This is a genomic window from Flavobacterium sp. ZB4P23, assembly GCF_003970375.1.
Classification (GTDB): Bacteria; Bacteroidota; Bacteroidia; order Flavobacteriales; family Flavobacteriaceae; genus Flavobacterium.
This window is the reverse complement of sequence record NZ_RYDK01000007.1, coordinates 146,003-162,594: the sequence shown is the minus strand read 5'-3', so window position 1 is coordinate 162,594 and position 16,592 is coordinate 146,003. Positions and strand designations below refer to the sequence as shown.

The window sequence follows — 16,592 nt, the reverse complement described above, 5'->3', positions numbered from 1 at the left end:
AATTAGTTTATATCCCAATATAATTTAGTTTCGCTTTTGTCACCACCTATTTTTGTAGCCGCGTTCGTGTAATTAGTTCCATTTAACTGTTGCTCATTTGCTGGATATTTCATCCGGTTTGGATAACCTGAAAAAGCATTTACGGGTATTGTTAATTTTGGGAAATCTAATCTGCGAACTTCCAACCATCCTTCAAATGGGCGATTGTATAATGCAATCCATTTTTGGAAACCTATTTTTTGTTTCCATCCACCTGCAGCGGTCGTGTAAGCAACGTCCGATCTTAATAAGTATTTATCAGCATTTGCCTCAGTACCGCCCCAATATAGTATTGAAGCTTTAATGGCATTATTATAATGAGATTCTGCAGAACCGGTTACGTTGTAGCCACGCTCTTTTGCTTCAGCTCTATAAAATTCCATTTCCACGTAATCTATTAATACGTTTGGCGCGCTAGGGTCAGCTACACGAGTACTTGGCTTTGACATTTTTGGATAATCACTTGGGATGCCCATTATGCCTCCAACGTATAAGCCTACATTATTCACTCCAAAAAAACCTGGTTTACGTGGATCTTCAAAACTATTCAGAACATCCATTAAATCTTTTGCCGCAATATAATCGGTGCGATTGGCCAACACCAGTTGATCATACAACGGATTATTATTAGGTATTGCGGTAAAATATTTAACAAAACCATTATTAGATATCGCGTTAATAGCATTTGGATTGGCTTTTTCAAAGGCTGTTTTCGCTAATGAATTATCTACGTCAGATATTGTCATAGCCATTCTTACCTGTAAAGAGTTTGCAAAAGAAATCCACTTTGCTACAGAACCTTGAAAAATAATATCTTCTGACGATGTGAAGCCAGGAGCACTAATACTTAATTTGGCTATGTCATTTTCCAATCGGATCATTAATTCTTTGTTAACAGTTTTGGCGTCATCATAAACTGGGAAAAGTAGCTGATCATCTAACGACTTGGAGTAAGGAATATCGCCATAAGTAGTCACCAAAATGTTAAAGGTGTACACTTGCATGATATCGATAATTGCTAATTGATTTGTTTTTATAATTGGATTTAAAGTAACATCATTTGTTATAATACGGGAGCTTTCTTTTAAATCATTCAAAACATCTCTATACATTCTAGTCCACCATGCATCATTAATCGACCTTGTGACATAATTAAATTGTGCCTCTTCCTGAATAACAGCCTGAGCCCAATGATTTACAAAGTGTCGAAAGATGTTAACATTTACACTGGCTGAGGCTAAGCCATCTGACAATGTTTTAACGGCATTTGAGAATAAACTACCCGGAGGGACTTCACTAGCCCGTTTAGTTTCATCATTAAAACGAGTAATGTCGTCTGTACAGGCGCTAATTAGTAACACCAATACTACTATTGAAATAAATCTTTTTTTCATGATTGTAAGTTTATAATTTTACTTTTACGTTTAACCCAATAGCACGTACTGTAGGGTAAGATCCACTTTGATAGCCTTGTATGTTGCCTGAAGATAAGTTTTCTTCAGGGTCAGCGTAGGGAACATTTTTATGGATTAACCATAAGTTTCTTCCAGTCAACGAAAATTCTATTTCATTTATAGATTTAATTCTTGACATTATTTTTTTTGGAAGAGAATATGAAATCGCTACCTCGCGAAGTTTAACAAAACTCGCATCATATACAAAATTTGATTGAGGAAGATATCCACTAGTGCCTGAAACTATAGTAACTCTTTTTGTGTTAGGTTCTCCATTCGCTGTAACTCCTGCCAAAATTATACCTCCTCCATTGGCAACAGCATCTCGTTTTGGGTTTCCAAGATCATTAAGCCCAACAGTTTCGGGTAAAATACCCGACATTGTACCGTAGTACATGTCTAAAGAAAATAATTGACCTCCTTTTTTTACATCAATTAAAAAACTTAAGTTAAAATTTTTATATCTGAAACTATTACTCAATCCACCAATCCAATCTGGATTAACATTTCCAATTACATTTGAGGTAGTAGTTGTAAATTGATATAAACCGTTATCCTTTATAAGTCGTTCCCCATTTAACATTTCATAAGTCACCGATTGTAATTCGCCATAAGGTTTACCTAACGAAGCATTTAAGCTAACTCCACCTTGGAAAGTTCCTAATTGCAAGTTTTTACTGTCGTTGTATAAGGATAAAACTTTATTACGATTTCTTGTGAAATTTAAATTCACATTCCAAGAGAAATCGGCGCCTTTTACCGGAGTTGCAAATATAGAAACTTCGATACCTTTGTTTTCAATATCACCGGCATTAATAAATTTGCTGGAGTAACCTATAGCAGTAGAAACAGCTACAGGAATAATTTGATCTACTGTGTTAGTATGATAATAAGAGGCATCAAAACCTATTCTGTTATTAAAAAAGGACATTTCTAAGCCAATTTCTTTACTGATTGTATTCTCAGGTTTTAATGCACTATTGTTTTTAGTATTAGGTAAAGAAAAAAGCAATGTGCTATCAAAAGGATTTGGCTTATCATACACATCTCTTAGACTTCCCCAAGCGGCATCATTTCCAACAGTAGCATAATTTAGTCTAAGCTTTCCAGAAGATAACCAGGGTAAATTTTGAAGATGATTATAAAAAATATAACTGCCGGAAACGGCATAATAATTATATGCATTTGCTTCTTCAGGCAAGGTTGAAGATTTATCCCTACGCAAGGTTGCATCTAAAAGAAGTAATTCCTTGTAATTTATTGTTACGCCACCAAATACACCATCTACTGCTTTTGGTTGATACGATTCAATCGCTGCAGGGACAGTTCCTTTTGAATTAGAAACGGCATAAAGTTTTGGAACAACTAAACCTCCTGCAGTTTGAGAAAAAATTGAACTTATTGTATTTCTTCTAATATTGAGACCAGCTAAGGCATTAAGACTGAAATCGTCATTTAATTTTTTATTTATTGTTGCCAATAAATCGTAATTAGTTTCATTAAAATTTCTATCAAAACGAGAATAAGATGAAATTCCAGCACTTCCCACGGCTCTTCTTTCCTGTTGCATTTCTGAATAGGTATCTACAGAAACTCGGCCTAAAAGGTCTAACCAGTCGGTAACCTTATAGGTGATTGTTGCGTTTCCAATGACCCTGTTTCTAGTATCGTTTTGATAATTCTCATAAACAACCCAATATGGATTATCTGAAAAACCGGGAGTTAAATTGGTAAGTTTTGTAGGATCAGCCCAGTTCCAAGTAATATTTTTTCTATTTCTAAAATAGGCATCTTTTAATTCTAAAACATCAACATTAGTCTGATTAAAATGTCTGAAATTACTATTCACATTCCTTCCACTATCATAACCTGTTCCATATCTTCCTTTGCCATCAACTTGGGAATAATTTACTAATCCACTTACCACCAGTTTGTTTGTTATATTATAACTAGCACTAAGATTTACAATGTTTTTTAAAACACTTGCATTTGGTAATACGCCTCTTTCATCATTTCTGGAATATCCAATTTTAAAAGAACCTTTGTCAGCAACTAATCCATCAATCATAACATTATGATTCGTAGAAATAGCGGTTTGATAAAAACTGTCCGGTCCGTTTTTAGGTGCAATCCAAGGTTTTGGTTTTTGATAATTTGGTGATGCCTGATCAAATGCTTCCCAATCATATACTAATAAATTTGGGTCATAACGTGGACCCCATGAACGTGGCGCAAATGTAGGTACTACCAAGTCTTTAATTCCATCAGCATTAGCATCAAAAAATAGAAACCCATCTTTATCCTGAGGAATTGAACGCCCAGCGCCATATTCTTGTTGGTATTTTACAAATGTTGTTTTATCTATATTGCCAACCGTAACTCCGCTATTTACAGAAATTCCAAGCCCGTTTTTTGGTTTTTTTGTGGTAATCATTATTACCCCATTTGCTGCTCTTGAACCATAAAGTGCTGAGGCTGCGGCTCCTTTTAACACGTTAATCGATAAGATATCATTTGGATTAATATCAGCCGCTGCATTACCATAATCATAACCGCCTGCCCCTGATCTTTGCGACGCTGAATTTGTATTCGAATTATCCACCGGAACTCCATCTACTACAAATAATGCTTGATTGTTTCCTGTCAATGATTTATTTCCTCTAACTACAACATTTACTGATCCTCCTACAGAGTTACCTTGAGTTATTTGTAAACCTGAAATCTTTCCGGATAGTCCACTTGCAACGTTTCCTACTTGCGTTTTATTGACATCATCACCACTTATTTGTTGAGCCGCATAAGGAAGCGTGTTTTTTTTGCGTCGAATACCAAAAGCGGTAACTACAACTTCATTAAGGCTTTGTCCTTCCTCTTTTAAAACGACAGTAAGAAAACCACTTCCTAAATTAACTTCTTTGGTTTCCATCCCAATAAATGATATTACTAAAACGGATCTTACAGAAGGCACTTCAATAACAAAACTTCCATCAATGTCTGTTTGAACCGAAATAGTAGATCCTTTAACGTGAACATTAGCTCCTGGGATCGTTAATCCTTTTTCATCAACTACCTTTCCTTTTATTATAATAGCAGCTATTGCTTTAATTTCTGTCTGATCCAAACTTTCTGTCGCTGTATTTATCATCGAAATGCGCTCTCTTTGTAGTACAATGAGATTGTTTATTTCGTCATACTTAATGCTAAGTGGTTTTAAAATGCGTGAAAGTACGCTGGATAATAATTCATTAGTGGCTTCTATGTCCACTTTTTGTTTTAACTGAGTCATTCTTGAATTATAAGAAAACTTAACGTGTATTGATTTCTCAAGTTTAAATAAAGCATCATCCAGACTCACATTCGTCAAGCTAATTGTCACCTTAGTGTCAAGTTTTCTTTGTTCTTTACCACTATCTGCCAATACTACATTAGAAAAAATGAGAGCTAAAACAAATTGGAATAATGTTAACTTTATGATACGATAGCGTCGTCGTTGTTTTACTACAGTTTTTTTCATAATTTTGGTTTTTTGGTTAATACTTTAATTGGTTATTAGCGAAACATTACAATTGTCTTTTACAGGAGATCAATTGATTTTTTACGGCGTCGTAAATGTTACAGCATTTTCGGCGCTTTTTTTAATTTAATATAAATTGTAATTTAGTTGCAACCAATTGATTGAATACTAATTTGGTTACCATTCATTTGATACGTTGTGTTATTTCCAATACTTTCACAGATTATTTTTAATTTTTCAGATAAGGGCTGGTCAGTTAGTGAAGTAGTAATATGACATTCTTTTAACTTATTTTCTGGAAAATCAATATCTACTAAATACGCTTGCTCTATAGTTCTAAAAATTTGGACTACTGGAATATCGGTAAATTCAAAACTTAATTTTTCTACGTCACCAAGAGCACTAGTTAATGATTCATCTTGTGTTATATTGGTAATTTTATTGAATATAAGGGTTTTTCTACCATAACGAAGTGCTTGATTAGGCAATAAAATCACTTCTTTCTTTGTTGAATTAAAAGCAGATTTATTGGAATGGATTTTGACAATACCTGTTCTAACTATTACCTCCACATTAGAATCGTTTTCATAGGATTTTATTCTAAAACTTGTTCCTATAACTTTAGTTATTATTTCATTTGAATAAACCAAAAACGGTTTTTTAGCATCTTTGCTTATTTCAAAAAAACCTTCACCAGACAGATAAACTTTCCGTTCGTTTCCGACAAATATTTTAGGATAACTCAATTTACTTTTTGGTTGTAATAAAACCGAACTGCCATCTGACAAGATTATAACTTGGGACTTATTGGAGTTGTTTGTTTGCTCTAACAGGCCATCGGAATTCTCTTTAATTAATTCATTATAATTAAGCTCTCCATCATTGGCATTAAAAAAATTATGATAAAACCAAGTTGATATCAGCCCAAATACAAGTGTTGCTGCAATGCCTTTAATCCAATTGTTTCTTAAAAACAACACTTTGGTTTTGCGAGTGGTTTTCTTTTTATTCTCAATTTTATGCCATGTAGCTTCTAAAGCAGTCTGAACTGCATCAGCTGATAAATCGTCTGCGGGAACTTTCATTGCAAAAATCAATACGCGCGCTTCTTCAACTAATTTAGCTCTTACGGGGTTTTCCAAAGTCCAAAGCTCCCAATTTTGTTGGTCGTTTTGTTGTAGTACCCATCTTTTGAAGGATTCATCGGCCAAAAAATCGCCTATTTCAATATAATTATTACGGTTTTGCATGAATAAAAATGGGTTATAAAAGGAAAGAGGACATTTTTTTAAATTGATACTCACTTAATTCTAAATTTTTTCAAAAAATTTAAAATACTTGAGATAACAATAAAAAAAGAAGAGACTTATTTTCTTTCCAATTTTTACGAATATTTAGTAAAGACCTGTGAATCAAATTGTTTGCTGACTGATAATTAACTCCGAGTAGTTCTGCAATTTGTTCAACGCTTAGTCCTTGATGGTATCGCAGATATAAAGCCTCTTTCTGTCGTGCTGGTAAATTATTGATGAGCTGGTTGAGTGTTAAAACTTTGACAGCCATAGATTCATCCGCGATAAGAATATCCTCGATGGTAAAATCAAAAGTAAACGGAATCAAATCTACAGTAGTGGACTTTCTGAAAATATGGTCTCTTTCGTGAAGTCTGGCAATACGTTTTCGGACACTTGATAACAAATAAGCTTTTACGACAACATTATCATTAAGGGAATTTTTGTAAACCCATACGTCTGTAAAAACGTCCTGCACACAATCTTGTACCTTTTCAGGAAAAGGAGTAAACGAATTTCCATATCGCACTAAATGACTGTAATACTTTTTAAAAAGTGATGAAAAAGCCTTTTCGTCTCCTGATTTTAAAGCTTTCCAAAGGACAGAATCATCTAAATTATCAACAAGTAGTTTTTGGCTATTCAAAATTAATTTTGGCGTTAGAGTATTGTTTTTATATAAAAATTATAACATAGGTTTTTGTTAAATCAGCTTTTAGGTCTTGGTAATAAGATAGTTAATAAGTAGTAAGCCGTAATTAATTATTGGTTGCCTAAAAACTACATTTATAAATGACTGTAATATGACTTTTTGTATGTTATAAATATTCTTTGCAAGACGGTTAATTAATAGTACGGGTATCATTTTAAATAAAAAAATAAGTTTTTGTTGTAATTTTTTTAAGAAAAAACATATACTTTTACATTATTAAGATTGTTTGATTATTTTATTAATTTAATTAAATATTAATTTTTTATTAACAAAACTCTTAATAATAACTTAATTAAAAAAATGTTTTAAAAGAATAATTGTTTGTTTTTAATTTTACATTCATAAAACTTTTCCATTGATAATAACTTCTTTGACCAACTTGCAATACTTTACACATCTTTTCAATCGGAAATATCTTTTCATTGTTTCTGATGAAAGTATAAATCATCGACCGTTTTTGGAAAAGATGCCAATTGCTTTTTTTAATATATCTCGCTCTAGTTCCGCATCTTTTAGTTTTCTTTCAAGTTCAGAAATTCGTTCCTGTTCTGGCGTTTGCTTTAAATTGCCGTTACCTGGAAAACTTCCTTGTCCGAACTCTTCATACTCTTTTCGCCACTTATATAACTGTGAAGCAGTTACACCTAATTCTCTGGCAAGTTCGGAGATATTATGTCTCTCATAACTCAATTGAACTGCTTTCTCTTTAAGAACTCGGTCATAAATTTTCCGCACTTGTTTCATAAGTTAAAATTAAGGTTTTTATTCTTAGCTTTTTATGCTGGTAAAGTTAGCATGTCCAGAAAGTGCACACTCTTTATTACAGGCTAGATAGCGCTCCTTATTGTTATTGGAGACTATTAGTTTCTAAAAAAAATCTTAAATTAACGGCTTCTGGTGATACTTTCTTAGTTGTTTTTAGTATTTTGGCAGTAGAATCATTTATAAGAAACTGATTAGTATGAAATATAGAGTAGCTACCCCGTCATTAAATCTAAGAGATTTTCCGGCAACGCATGATAATTCCAAAATTTTAATAAAAATACCGTTTAGACATACCGTTAAATTAATTGAAAAAACTGCATCAGATTGGTGGAAAGTAAAGCTTTTGAACACTGAAAAAGAGGGTTTTGTATTATCAAAAGATATTGAGCTCGTAGATGAAACCACTGAAAAAAGTACGGATATTGAAGTGCCTAATTTTGAACTGGGTGCACGAGCAAGTCTGGACAGTAAAGAGGAAACGTACAAACCTATTGGTGATCCTTCAATTCCTTTTAGGGATTTAACTAGTCTTGAGTCTAAACTGACGTCAATTCGCAACATCATCACTGCACTGGATGTTTCAAAAAGTTTTCGGTATCAGAAAGACGCATCGGATACCTATTGTAATATTTATACTTTTGATTATTGCTTTTTTGCCAAGGTCTATATTCCCAGATTGAGATGGACGGATAAGGCAATTGAGCAACTGGAGAAAGGGAACGAAGTGGCTGTTATTTTTGATGAAACGGTAAGGCCTTTTTATTCAAATTACATCTATGATTGGTTTTTACAATCCGGAAATGAGTTTGGATGGGAAAGAATCGCTGATGTTAATGAACTTCAAGAGAAAGTAAATGCTAATGGTGGTGTAGGAATCATCTGTGCCAAAAGAATTGTTTTGAATAAATCCGGGCATATAGTAGTAGTGGTGCCAGAAACAGATACTGATAAAGCCTACAGGAAAGAGGGCAAAGTTATTTATCCGCTGCAGTCTCAGGCAGGAGCTGATAATTATAATTATTTTTCAGAAATCAGAGAAGATTGGTGGAGTAATAATGATCCTGAAAGTGGGTATGCTGCTGTGATTTTTTATTATCATGATTAATTAAAATCTCTTGTAAATAGTTTACTTCTTGTGGGGTTAAGTCACTAAGAAGTATACATACTTTCAGGTTTTTCTAAAAAGACATTAGTGCATTTGCAGTACTTACTTTTTAATTAGTAAAGAACTGCAAAAGCCATTTTCGTAATAACGAGCGTGTAAACTGTTGTATATTTGTTCGTAAATTGCTAAAGGATCATTTGATTCAATTGTAATAGAGAATATGTTTTCTAAAAGTACGATAAGGTTTGCTGGTACATCCGTTTCTTTGCCGTGTATAATAGATTCATAGACAAAGTTATTCCATTCTAAATCGCAAATAGGATTTTCTATTTCGTTTAATAAGGCATGATCCATAATAAAAACAAGAAAATTCAAAACCTCCTGTAGGTATTTTTCGTCGAAATAGTCAAATATTCGAAACTCAATACCATGATTTTTGTGCTTGTGAAAATTGATGTCTAGGCCAATTTTATCAATCTTTTCGTAATCTGATATTTCAGAATAACGGTTCACCCACCACATTGGATTTTCATGCATGGGATGTTCATCAAAATTCATCTGGACAATCTTCCCGGTTTTCATCACATTGGTGTCATAAGTGCCCACACCAATGTACCTTGACATAGCACATCGTTGTGATGCTTTTGTCAAATTGACGCTGCTGTCATTGTGCGACAAATAATCAGAAGAACCAAATTTTATCATAAACAAGGGGCTCAGCCATTGGAATAATCGAATAGCCCTCTGGTGTTTTTTTATAAAACCTAATTTGTCCTTAATTTCTCCATCACTATTTAACTCAGTTGGAATAGTTAAATTGAAGTGATAGGTCATATTATTAAAAACAGAATAATTCGTATCGTTTGAAATAAATATAGCAAAGGGATGGTTTACAGCACATATTTTTACAGGGCCGTATTCCGTAAAGATTTTGTCTTTATCAAAAGCGTTTTGTAAATGGTGTATGAAACCTTGTTTTATTGTAGCTAATTCAGCAATAACCGAGTCAACATCTGTTTTGTAAAATTTTTGCGTAACAAATTCAACTGTGTCACCATCAAAAATGAATTCTTTTTGAAGCTCGTCTATAAAATAAGGATTGTTTTTTTGTAGTATTTCAAAGATACTTTCCCCTGAATAGTCAGGATTTGGTTCATTATCTATGGGATCAAAAGTCTTATGTTGGTTGTTAATGTCCGTTTTTGTAAACGAATGGGAATTCATCAGTACCGGCAAATAATATTCTTTATCGGATAATATTTTCAGCAATGAATTCTGGTATATGTTTTCTTTGTAATTCTTAAAATGATTAACACTATACTTTTCATGAAGTCCTTTAGTAAGCAAAAAATCTTTGTCCACCACACGATGGTTTTCAAACTCTAAATAGCATTCATTTTCAATTCCTACGCCCCAATACAAATCATTTGATCTGTAATGATTTCTATAGTCTTTGTGTTTATCCAATAATTCAATTTCAAAACTAACAGCATTCATGCTATGATCCGTCATACACTTTTTTCTCCTTTTTTTAATAAATTATGTTGATATGGGAAGCTACTTTATCAGGTAGTTTTTTTGGAGTGTTTTTTATCTGTTGTTTTAGTTACATTGAAACAGATTCTTAAATACTTCGTTTTTTTAATGGGGTTGATGTTGTTTTTTATACCCATACAAGGCCTAAAGAAGACAACTCAATTTTTTTGCAAAAGTAAGTATTAAATAAGTCATATTCAAGCTATATTTTTAGATCTTGAATTTTATTTTTCTGTGACAGAATTTATCGCTTTGTTTTCCTGTAAATTACTCATAATTATATATTTAAAATTGATGCGTTAAATTGGTAGAATTGTTTTTTTTGTGTTCTAAAACAAAAGTTTAGAACCATCTTAAGACCAGATTTATTTGGATATAAAAAATGACTAAAATTGAATTCTAAGTCGTTTTTTATTATTTCATACAGAATATAGTTAAAACTATGCACTTTGGTACATTTCACTTTCGCTTCTAAAAATTTCACCAAGAACATGCGAATTATTTATTCAGCTTTGATGTGTTTAATTTGCGAATCTGCGGTTTGATTTTTTTGTTCCCATTTTAACCTTGCAGACTTTAGTCTGGCAAACCAAATCTATGGATATTTAAGCCATAGTAGTTTAATTGTTTTGAGAAAATTTTATTCCAAAAATGCTTTCAATTCCTTATAGGTTTTAATTTTCACGCTTACTTTGTCCTTTCCTAAAACACTTTCAATTTGGGTAGGAATTGGGAGTTTTACGTTTAATGTTGGTTCAACCGTATCCAAAAATTTAATAGGGTGGGCGGTTTCTAAGAAAATACCAATAGCATTTGGGTAATTTTGTAATTCTTTTTTCAATCCTAAATAACCCACTGCTCCATGAGGTTCAGCAATATAGCCGGATATATTATAGATGGTATTCATGGCTTCTAAAGTCTCTTTATCAGAAAAAGTAAACGAAGAGAAATCTTTTTTGAATTGCTCTAAGTCATTGTGATACATTTCCTGAATTCGGATAAAATTACTTGGATTCCCCACATCCATCGCATTCGAAATAGTAGCTATAGAAGGTTTTGGGGAGTAAATTCCGTTTTCTAAAAACCGAGGAACCGTATCATTTACATTCGTAGCCGCTACAAAATGTTGAACAGGCAAGCCCATTTTCTTAGCAATGATCCCCGCACAGATATTCCCAAAATTCCCACTTGGGCAAGAGAAAACTAACGGTTTGTTTCGTTTTTTTAATGCTTTGTACGCAAAGAAAAAATAAAACATCTGTGACAACCAGCGCGCAATATTTATTGAATTCGCTGATGTTAAGTTTTTATGTTTTAGACTTTCGTCCAAGAACGCTTTCTTTACCATATCCTGACAATCATCAAAAACGCCGTCCACTTCAAGCGCTTTAATATTCTGTCCTAAAGTAGTCAATTGTCGCTCCTGGATGTCGCTCACTTTTCCTGATGGATAAAGGATAATCACTTCCACACCTTTTATATCAAGGAAACCACTGGCGACAGCACCTCCCGTATCACCGGAAGTGGCAACAAGAACCGTGTTTTTACTGTCGGCGTTATCTTTATTGAAATACCCCAAACAACGCGACATGAATCGCGCGCCTACGTCCTTGAAAGCCATTGTTGGTCCATGAAATAATTCAAGGGAATAAATATCTTTTTCGACTTCGACCACGGGGAAGTCAAAACACAGGGTTTCGGCAATGATTTGTTTTAAAGTGTCTGTGGGAATTTCGTCATCTATAAATTGTTTAATCGCCTCAAAAGCAATTTCCTCATGGCTTAAATTTTCGATGGTATCAAAAAAAGCAGGTGCTAATGGGGTAATTGTTTCCGGAAAATACAATCCTTTATCTGTGGCTAATCCTTGTACTACGGCTTCTCTGAAAGAAACTTTTGGTGCGTTATGGTTTAAACTGTAATATTTCATTGTGTATAGTATTTATAGAATCCCCACCCCAACCCTCCCCAAAGGGAAGGGAGACGAAACTGGATTTAGAATGTATTTATTGTAATTTTAAAATCGCTGTTTTTTTTTTATTCCTCTTTAGGGGGTTAGGGGGCTATTATTTTAATTCCTTCATCATTCACTTTAGAAACGTGAATTTCATATGGTAAATACATTTCTTCGTAAATAACACTCATGGCTTTGGCAATTTTATCGGCAGTTTCCTTTCCTTTGCTTAAAGCAAAAATAGAAGGACCAGAACCTGATATTCCGGAACCTAAAGCTCCGTTTTCTAAAGCAGTTTGCTTGATTAAATCAAATCCCGGAATCAAAACGCTACGCAACGGTTCTACGATTTCATCATGCAATGATCGACCAATTAAGTCATAATCTTTGGTGTACAATCCAGCGATTAATCCGCCTACATTTCCCCATTGCATAATCGCACTTTTCAAGGAAACTGTTTGCTTCAACACCGATCGCGCATCCGAAGTCTTCAACTCAATTTGAGGATGAACCACGATGGCATACAATTCAGAGGGACTTTCTATTTTGATAATATCCAATGGATTGGAACTTCTTACTAGCGTGAATCCACCCAAAAGGGCAGGAGCAACGTTATCCGCATGAGCATTTCCACTGGCTAGTTTTTCGCCCTGCATGGCAAATAAAACCAACTCTTTGCGTGTAAATGGACGCCCTAATAATTCATTGATTCCAAAAACTGCTCCCGCTGAACTGGCGGCACTGCTGCCAATTCCACTACCGGCTTTGATGTGTTTGTAGATTTCGATTTCGAATCCAAATTCCGTTTCAACAGCTTCCAGCATAGCCAAAGCGGATACTCCAGCCACATTTTTTTCGGTTTCCAAAGGCAAGTCGGCACCCACAATTTTAGTGATGCGAATCCCTTTTATGTCTGATTTCCGAATAATCATTTCGTCACCAGCAGTTTCTAAACACAGACCAAGGACATCAAACCCGCAAGAAAGATTGGCGATTGTGGCAGGGCAAAATATTTTTATTTCATTCATAATAGTAGTCTTAAATTCTAAAGTCATAAAGTGGTAAAGTCTTAGGAATGAACATAAAATCAAGTGGCTAACTTTCAGACTTTACGACATTTGACCTTACGACCTAATTTATACGTTTCCTATTCTAATTACATCTGCAAATATTCCTGATGCGGTAACTGCAGCTCCGGCACCAGCACCTTTTATTAATAAAGGTTGGTCTACGTAACGATCTGTGAAGAATAATACGATGTTGTCCTTTCCTTCCAAATTGTAAAAGGGATGGTCTTTAGGAATGAATCGCAACCCAACATTTGCTTTCCCGTTTTCGAATTGCGCTACGTATTTCAAACGAGATTCTTTGCTTAACGCTTCTTTATAAATAGTTTCAAAATGAGCGGCATGTGTCTGTAAAGATTCGAAAAATGCTTCATTTGAAGTCGTATTCAAACATTCTGCTGGCAGGAACGATTCGTTTGTGATTTCATCGATTTCCATTTTGTAACCGCTTTCTCGTATCAGAATCAATATCTTTCTGGCAACGTCAATTCCGCTCAAATCAATCTTCGGGTCAGGTTCTGTAAATCCCTGTACACCAGTTTCTTTAACAACGTCATGAAAAGTGTTATTTTCATCAAAATTATTAAAAATAAAGTTCAAACTTCCAGATAAAACGGCTTGGATTTTATTGACTTTATCGCCGGAGGCAACGAGATTTTTTACCGTATCAATGATTGGTAATCCAGCTCCCACATTGGTTTCAAATAGGAAAGGCGCATTGAACTGTCTGGATAATTTTTTTAGTTTTTTATAATTGTCGTATTCGGAGGCGCAGGCAATTTTGTTGCAGGTTACTACGGCAATATTTCTTTTTAAATACTGTTCGTAGGTTTTAGACACACTTTCATTTGCCGTGATATCCACAAAAATACTATTGCGTAAATTGAGCTCTTTTACATTTGCAATAAACTGTTCTTTATCCGCAGGTTCTCCAGTTTCTAAAGCAAATTTCCATTCTTTTAAGGAGATTCCGTCTTCATCAAAATGCATTTTTCGGGAATTTGACAACGCAATGACGCGCAGGTTTATCTTGAGCTTCTCTTTTAGGAATTTCTTTTGTTGGTGAATTTGTTCGATGAATTTCTCCCCCACATTTCCAACGCCCATTACAAATAGGTTTAACTGTTTGGTATTTTCTTCAAAAAAGTTTTCGTGCAATGAATTCAATGCTTTTTTCACATCTCTTTCGTTGATTACTGCCGAAATATTTCTTTCGGAAGCACCTTGAGCAATCGCTCGGATGTTGACGTTGTTTTTACCCAAAGTACTGAACATTCGACCGCTCAATCCTTGGTGGTTTTTCATATTTTCGCCTACCAAAGCAATGATGCAAAGGTTATTTTCAACAATGCATGGATCTATTTTATTTTGTAAAATTTCCACTTCAAAAGCTTTGTTGATGGCCTCTTGCGCCACATAGGCATCCGAATTTAGAATTCCAATACAAATCGAGTGCTCTGAGGAGGCTTGAGTGATGAAAATTACGTTGATATTTTTATTGGATAATACTTCAAAAAGTCTTTTGGATGAACCGGAAACACCAATCATTCCTGAGCCTTCAAGCGTAATTAAGGTAATAGCATCAATATGTGTGATTCCTTTTACAGGATTGGATTGCGCAAAAACCTGATTTGAAATATAGGTTCCTTCAGCCTTAGGTTCAAAAGTGTTTTTGATCAGAATTGGGATATTCTTTCTTAATACCGGTTGAATTGTTGGCGGATATAAGACTTTGGCACCAAAATGTGACAACTCCATGGCTTCTTGGTAAGAAATGTAAGCTATAGGTTGTGCTTGTTTTACAATTTTTGGATTTGCAGTATACATTCCGTTGACGTCAGTCCAAATCTCCAAGTCAGTTGCATCAAGAGCGCCTGCAAGAATAGCGCCTGTATAATCAGATCCACCGCGCCCTAAAGTAGTATTGATTCCGTCTAAAGAGGCAGCAATAAATCCGGGCATAACCACTACCTGACTCTCATTCGAAGTAAAAAAAGCAACAATTAATTCATTGGAAGCATCAAAATTAACAATTGCTTTTCCAAAATGGTTATTGGTTTTTATTAATTCTCGGCTGTCTTTATAACAGCTGTTTTTTAGGTCTTGTTTTAATGCTTCAGCAATGATATACGAGGACAGTAATTCACCAAAACTCAAAATAGTATCTGAAGTTCTGGGAGATAATTCGCCTAAAAGGTAACATCCATCCAATAAGGTTTCCAGGTGATTGATGATTCTTTTGATATGGCTCAAAAGACTGCTTTGTTCGCTTACTGGTATAAGTTCTTTTAAGGTATCTAAGTGTTTTTTTTCTATATCGGCAAGGATAACTTTGAAATTTTCGTCTCCAGCGGCCGCTTTTTGGGAGGCAATTTGAAGCAAATCAGTAACTTTACTGAAAGCAGAAACCACAACGATTAATTTTTCTTCTTTTGCTTTATCGCTAACGATAGCTAAAACCAGTTTTATATTTTGTGCATTGGCAACCGAAGTTCCGCCAAATTTTAATACTTTCATAGCAAGTTATTTGTTTTTAATGTAATGGGGAGTCGCCATTTTCAGGATTAATTGCCTGCAGGAGATCTAATGGTGTGTGTTGTTTTTTTTGAAAAATGTAATGTTTGTTATACACTCAAGGTCTTTCTTTCTTGTGAAAAAAATATGATAAATAGGATTATATGTTGAAAATTTACCCCAAGGGGGTAGTTGTAGTTGTTGTAGTAAACGTAACAGCAGTGCTAACCCAGATTTGAGTTGTTATCGAAGCGTGATATGTAGCTTTGTTGTTTTCCATTTTGATCTTTCAAAAGTACAGTTTTTTATAAAAAACAAAGCGTTTGACAGTGTTTTTGCGAATATTTTAAAATAGGAGAAGCTATTTGCGGATTATGAAATATTGTGTTATATATCAAGTCTCAGATAAAACTATTCGTATAAATCTCTAAATTTTATAAAAATTGTGTGCAGCTGAAGTTCTATTTTTTGTAGTGCTTAAAGAATTTAATTCTCCTTAATTTGCATTCCAAGCAGGTTAATGGGTTTGTGTTTTTATGAATTAGTGCTTTAATGTTCTAAGGAAAAGGAAAGGAACAATCAAAATTTGATCTGTTAAAGTCATATAGTTATCGTTATCTGAAAGCTATTATTTGGTTTT

Annotated in this window: 10 protein-coding genes; 1 reads left to right on the top strand and 9 read right to left on the bottom strand. The window is 34.1% G+C overall.

Annotated features, from left to right (window positions below; translation table 11 throughout):
- Nucleotides 1–2: 2 nt before the first annotated feature.
- From EKL99_RS12390 to EKL99_RS12370, 5 genes are all read right to left on the bottom strand, one after another.
- Complete coding sequence (locus tag EKL99_RS12390) at nucleotides 3–1,433, bottom strand: SusD/RagB family nutrient-binding outer membrane lipoprotein (RefSeq protein WP_126554161.1); 1,431 nt, start codon at nucleotides 1,431–1,433, stop codon at nucleotides 3–5.
- Between the two features lie 10 nt (nucleotides 1,434–1,443).
- Nucleotides 1,444–5,007: a SusC/RagA family TonB-linked outer membrane protein gene (locus EKL99_RS12385; RefSeq protein WP_231507439.1), complete on the bottom strand. Its 3,564-nt coding sequence runs from the start codon at nucleotides 5,005–5,007 to the stop codon at nucleotides 1,444–1,446.
- A gap of 143 nt (nucleotides 5,008–5,150) precedes the next feature.
- A complete protein-coding gene (locus tag EKL99_RS12380; RefSeq protein WP_231507438.1) occupies nucleotides 5,151–6,149 on the bottom strand; it encodes a FecR family protein in 999 nt (332 codons plus the stop codon).
- Nucleotides 6,150–6,336: 187 nt separating this feature from the next.
- Nucleotides 6,337–6,945, bottom strand: a complete 609-nt coding sequence (locus EKL99_RS12375) for an RNA polymerase sigma factor (RefSeq protein ID WP_126577054.1) — start codon at nucleotides 6,943–6,945, stop codon at nucleotides 6,337–6,339.
- Nucleotides 6,946–7,455: 510 nt separating this feature from the next.
- Nucleotides 7,456–7,755: a transposase gene (locus EKL99_RS12370; protein ID WP_126577053.1), complete on the bottom strand. Its 300-nt coding sequence runs from the start codon at nucleotides 7,753–7,755 to the stop codon at nucleotides 7,456–7,458.
- 217 nt (nucleotides 7,756–7,972) lie between these two features.
- Between EKL99_RS12370 and EKL99_RS12365 the strand changes: the two genes are divergently transcribed.
- Nucleotides 7,973–8,881, top strand: a complete 909-nt coding sequence (locus EKL99_RS12365; protein ID WP_126568602.1) for an SH3 domain-containing protein — start codon at nucleotides 7,973–7,975, stop codon at nucleotides 8,879–8,881.
- 102 nt (nucleotides 8,882–8,983) lie between these two features.
- Here the strand turns inward: EKL99_RS12365 and EKL99_RS12360 are convergent, their stop codons facing one another.
- The 4 genes from EKL99_RS12360 to thrA all read right to left on the bottom strand — a co-directional run bounded on the left by EKL99_RS12360 (nucleotide 8,984) and on the right by thrA (nucleotide 15,955).
- The gene (locus tag EKL99_RS12360; RefSeq protein WP_126577052.1) at nucleotides 8,984–10,393 is read right to left on the bottom strand and encodes a hypothetical protein; all 1,410 of its coding nucleotides are present in this window, start codon (nucleotides 10,391–10,393) and stop codon (nucleotides 8,984–8,986) included.
- 664 nt (nucleotides 10,394–11,057) lie between these two features.
- A complete protein-coding gene (gene thrC / locus EKL99_RS12355) occupies nucleotides 11,058–12,347 on the bottom strand; it encodes a threonine synthase (RefSeq protein ID WP_126577051.1) in 1,290 nt (429 codons plus the stop codon).
- Between the two features lie 125 nt (nucleotides 12,348–12,472).
- Complete coding sequence (locus EKL99_RS12350; protein ID WP_126462470.1) at nucleotides 12,473–13,399, bottom strand: homoserine kinase; 927 nt, start codon at nucleotides 13,397–13,399, stop codon at nucleotides 12,473–12,475.
- 108 nt (nucleotides 13,400–13,507) lie between these two features.
- A complete protein-coding gene (gene thrA, locus EKL99_RS12345) occupies nucleotides 13,508–15,955 on the bottom strand; it encodes a bifunctional aspartate kinase/homoserine dehydrogenase I (protein WP_126577050.1) in 2,448 nt (815 codons plus the stop codon).
- Nucleotides 15,956–16,592: the final 637 nt, after the last annotated feature.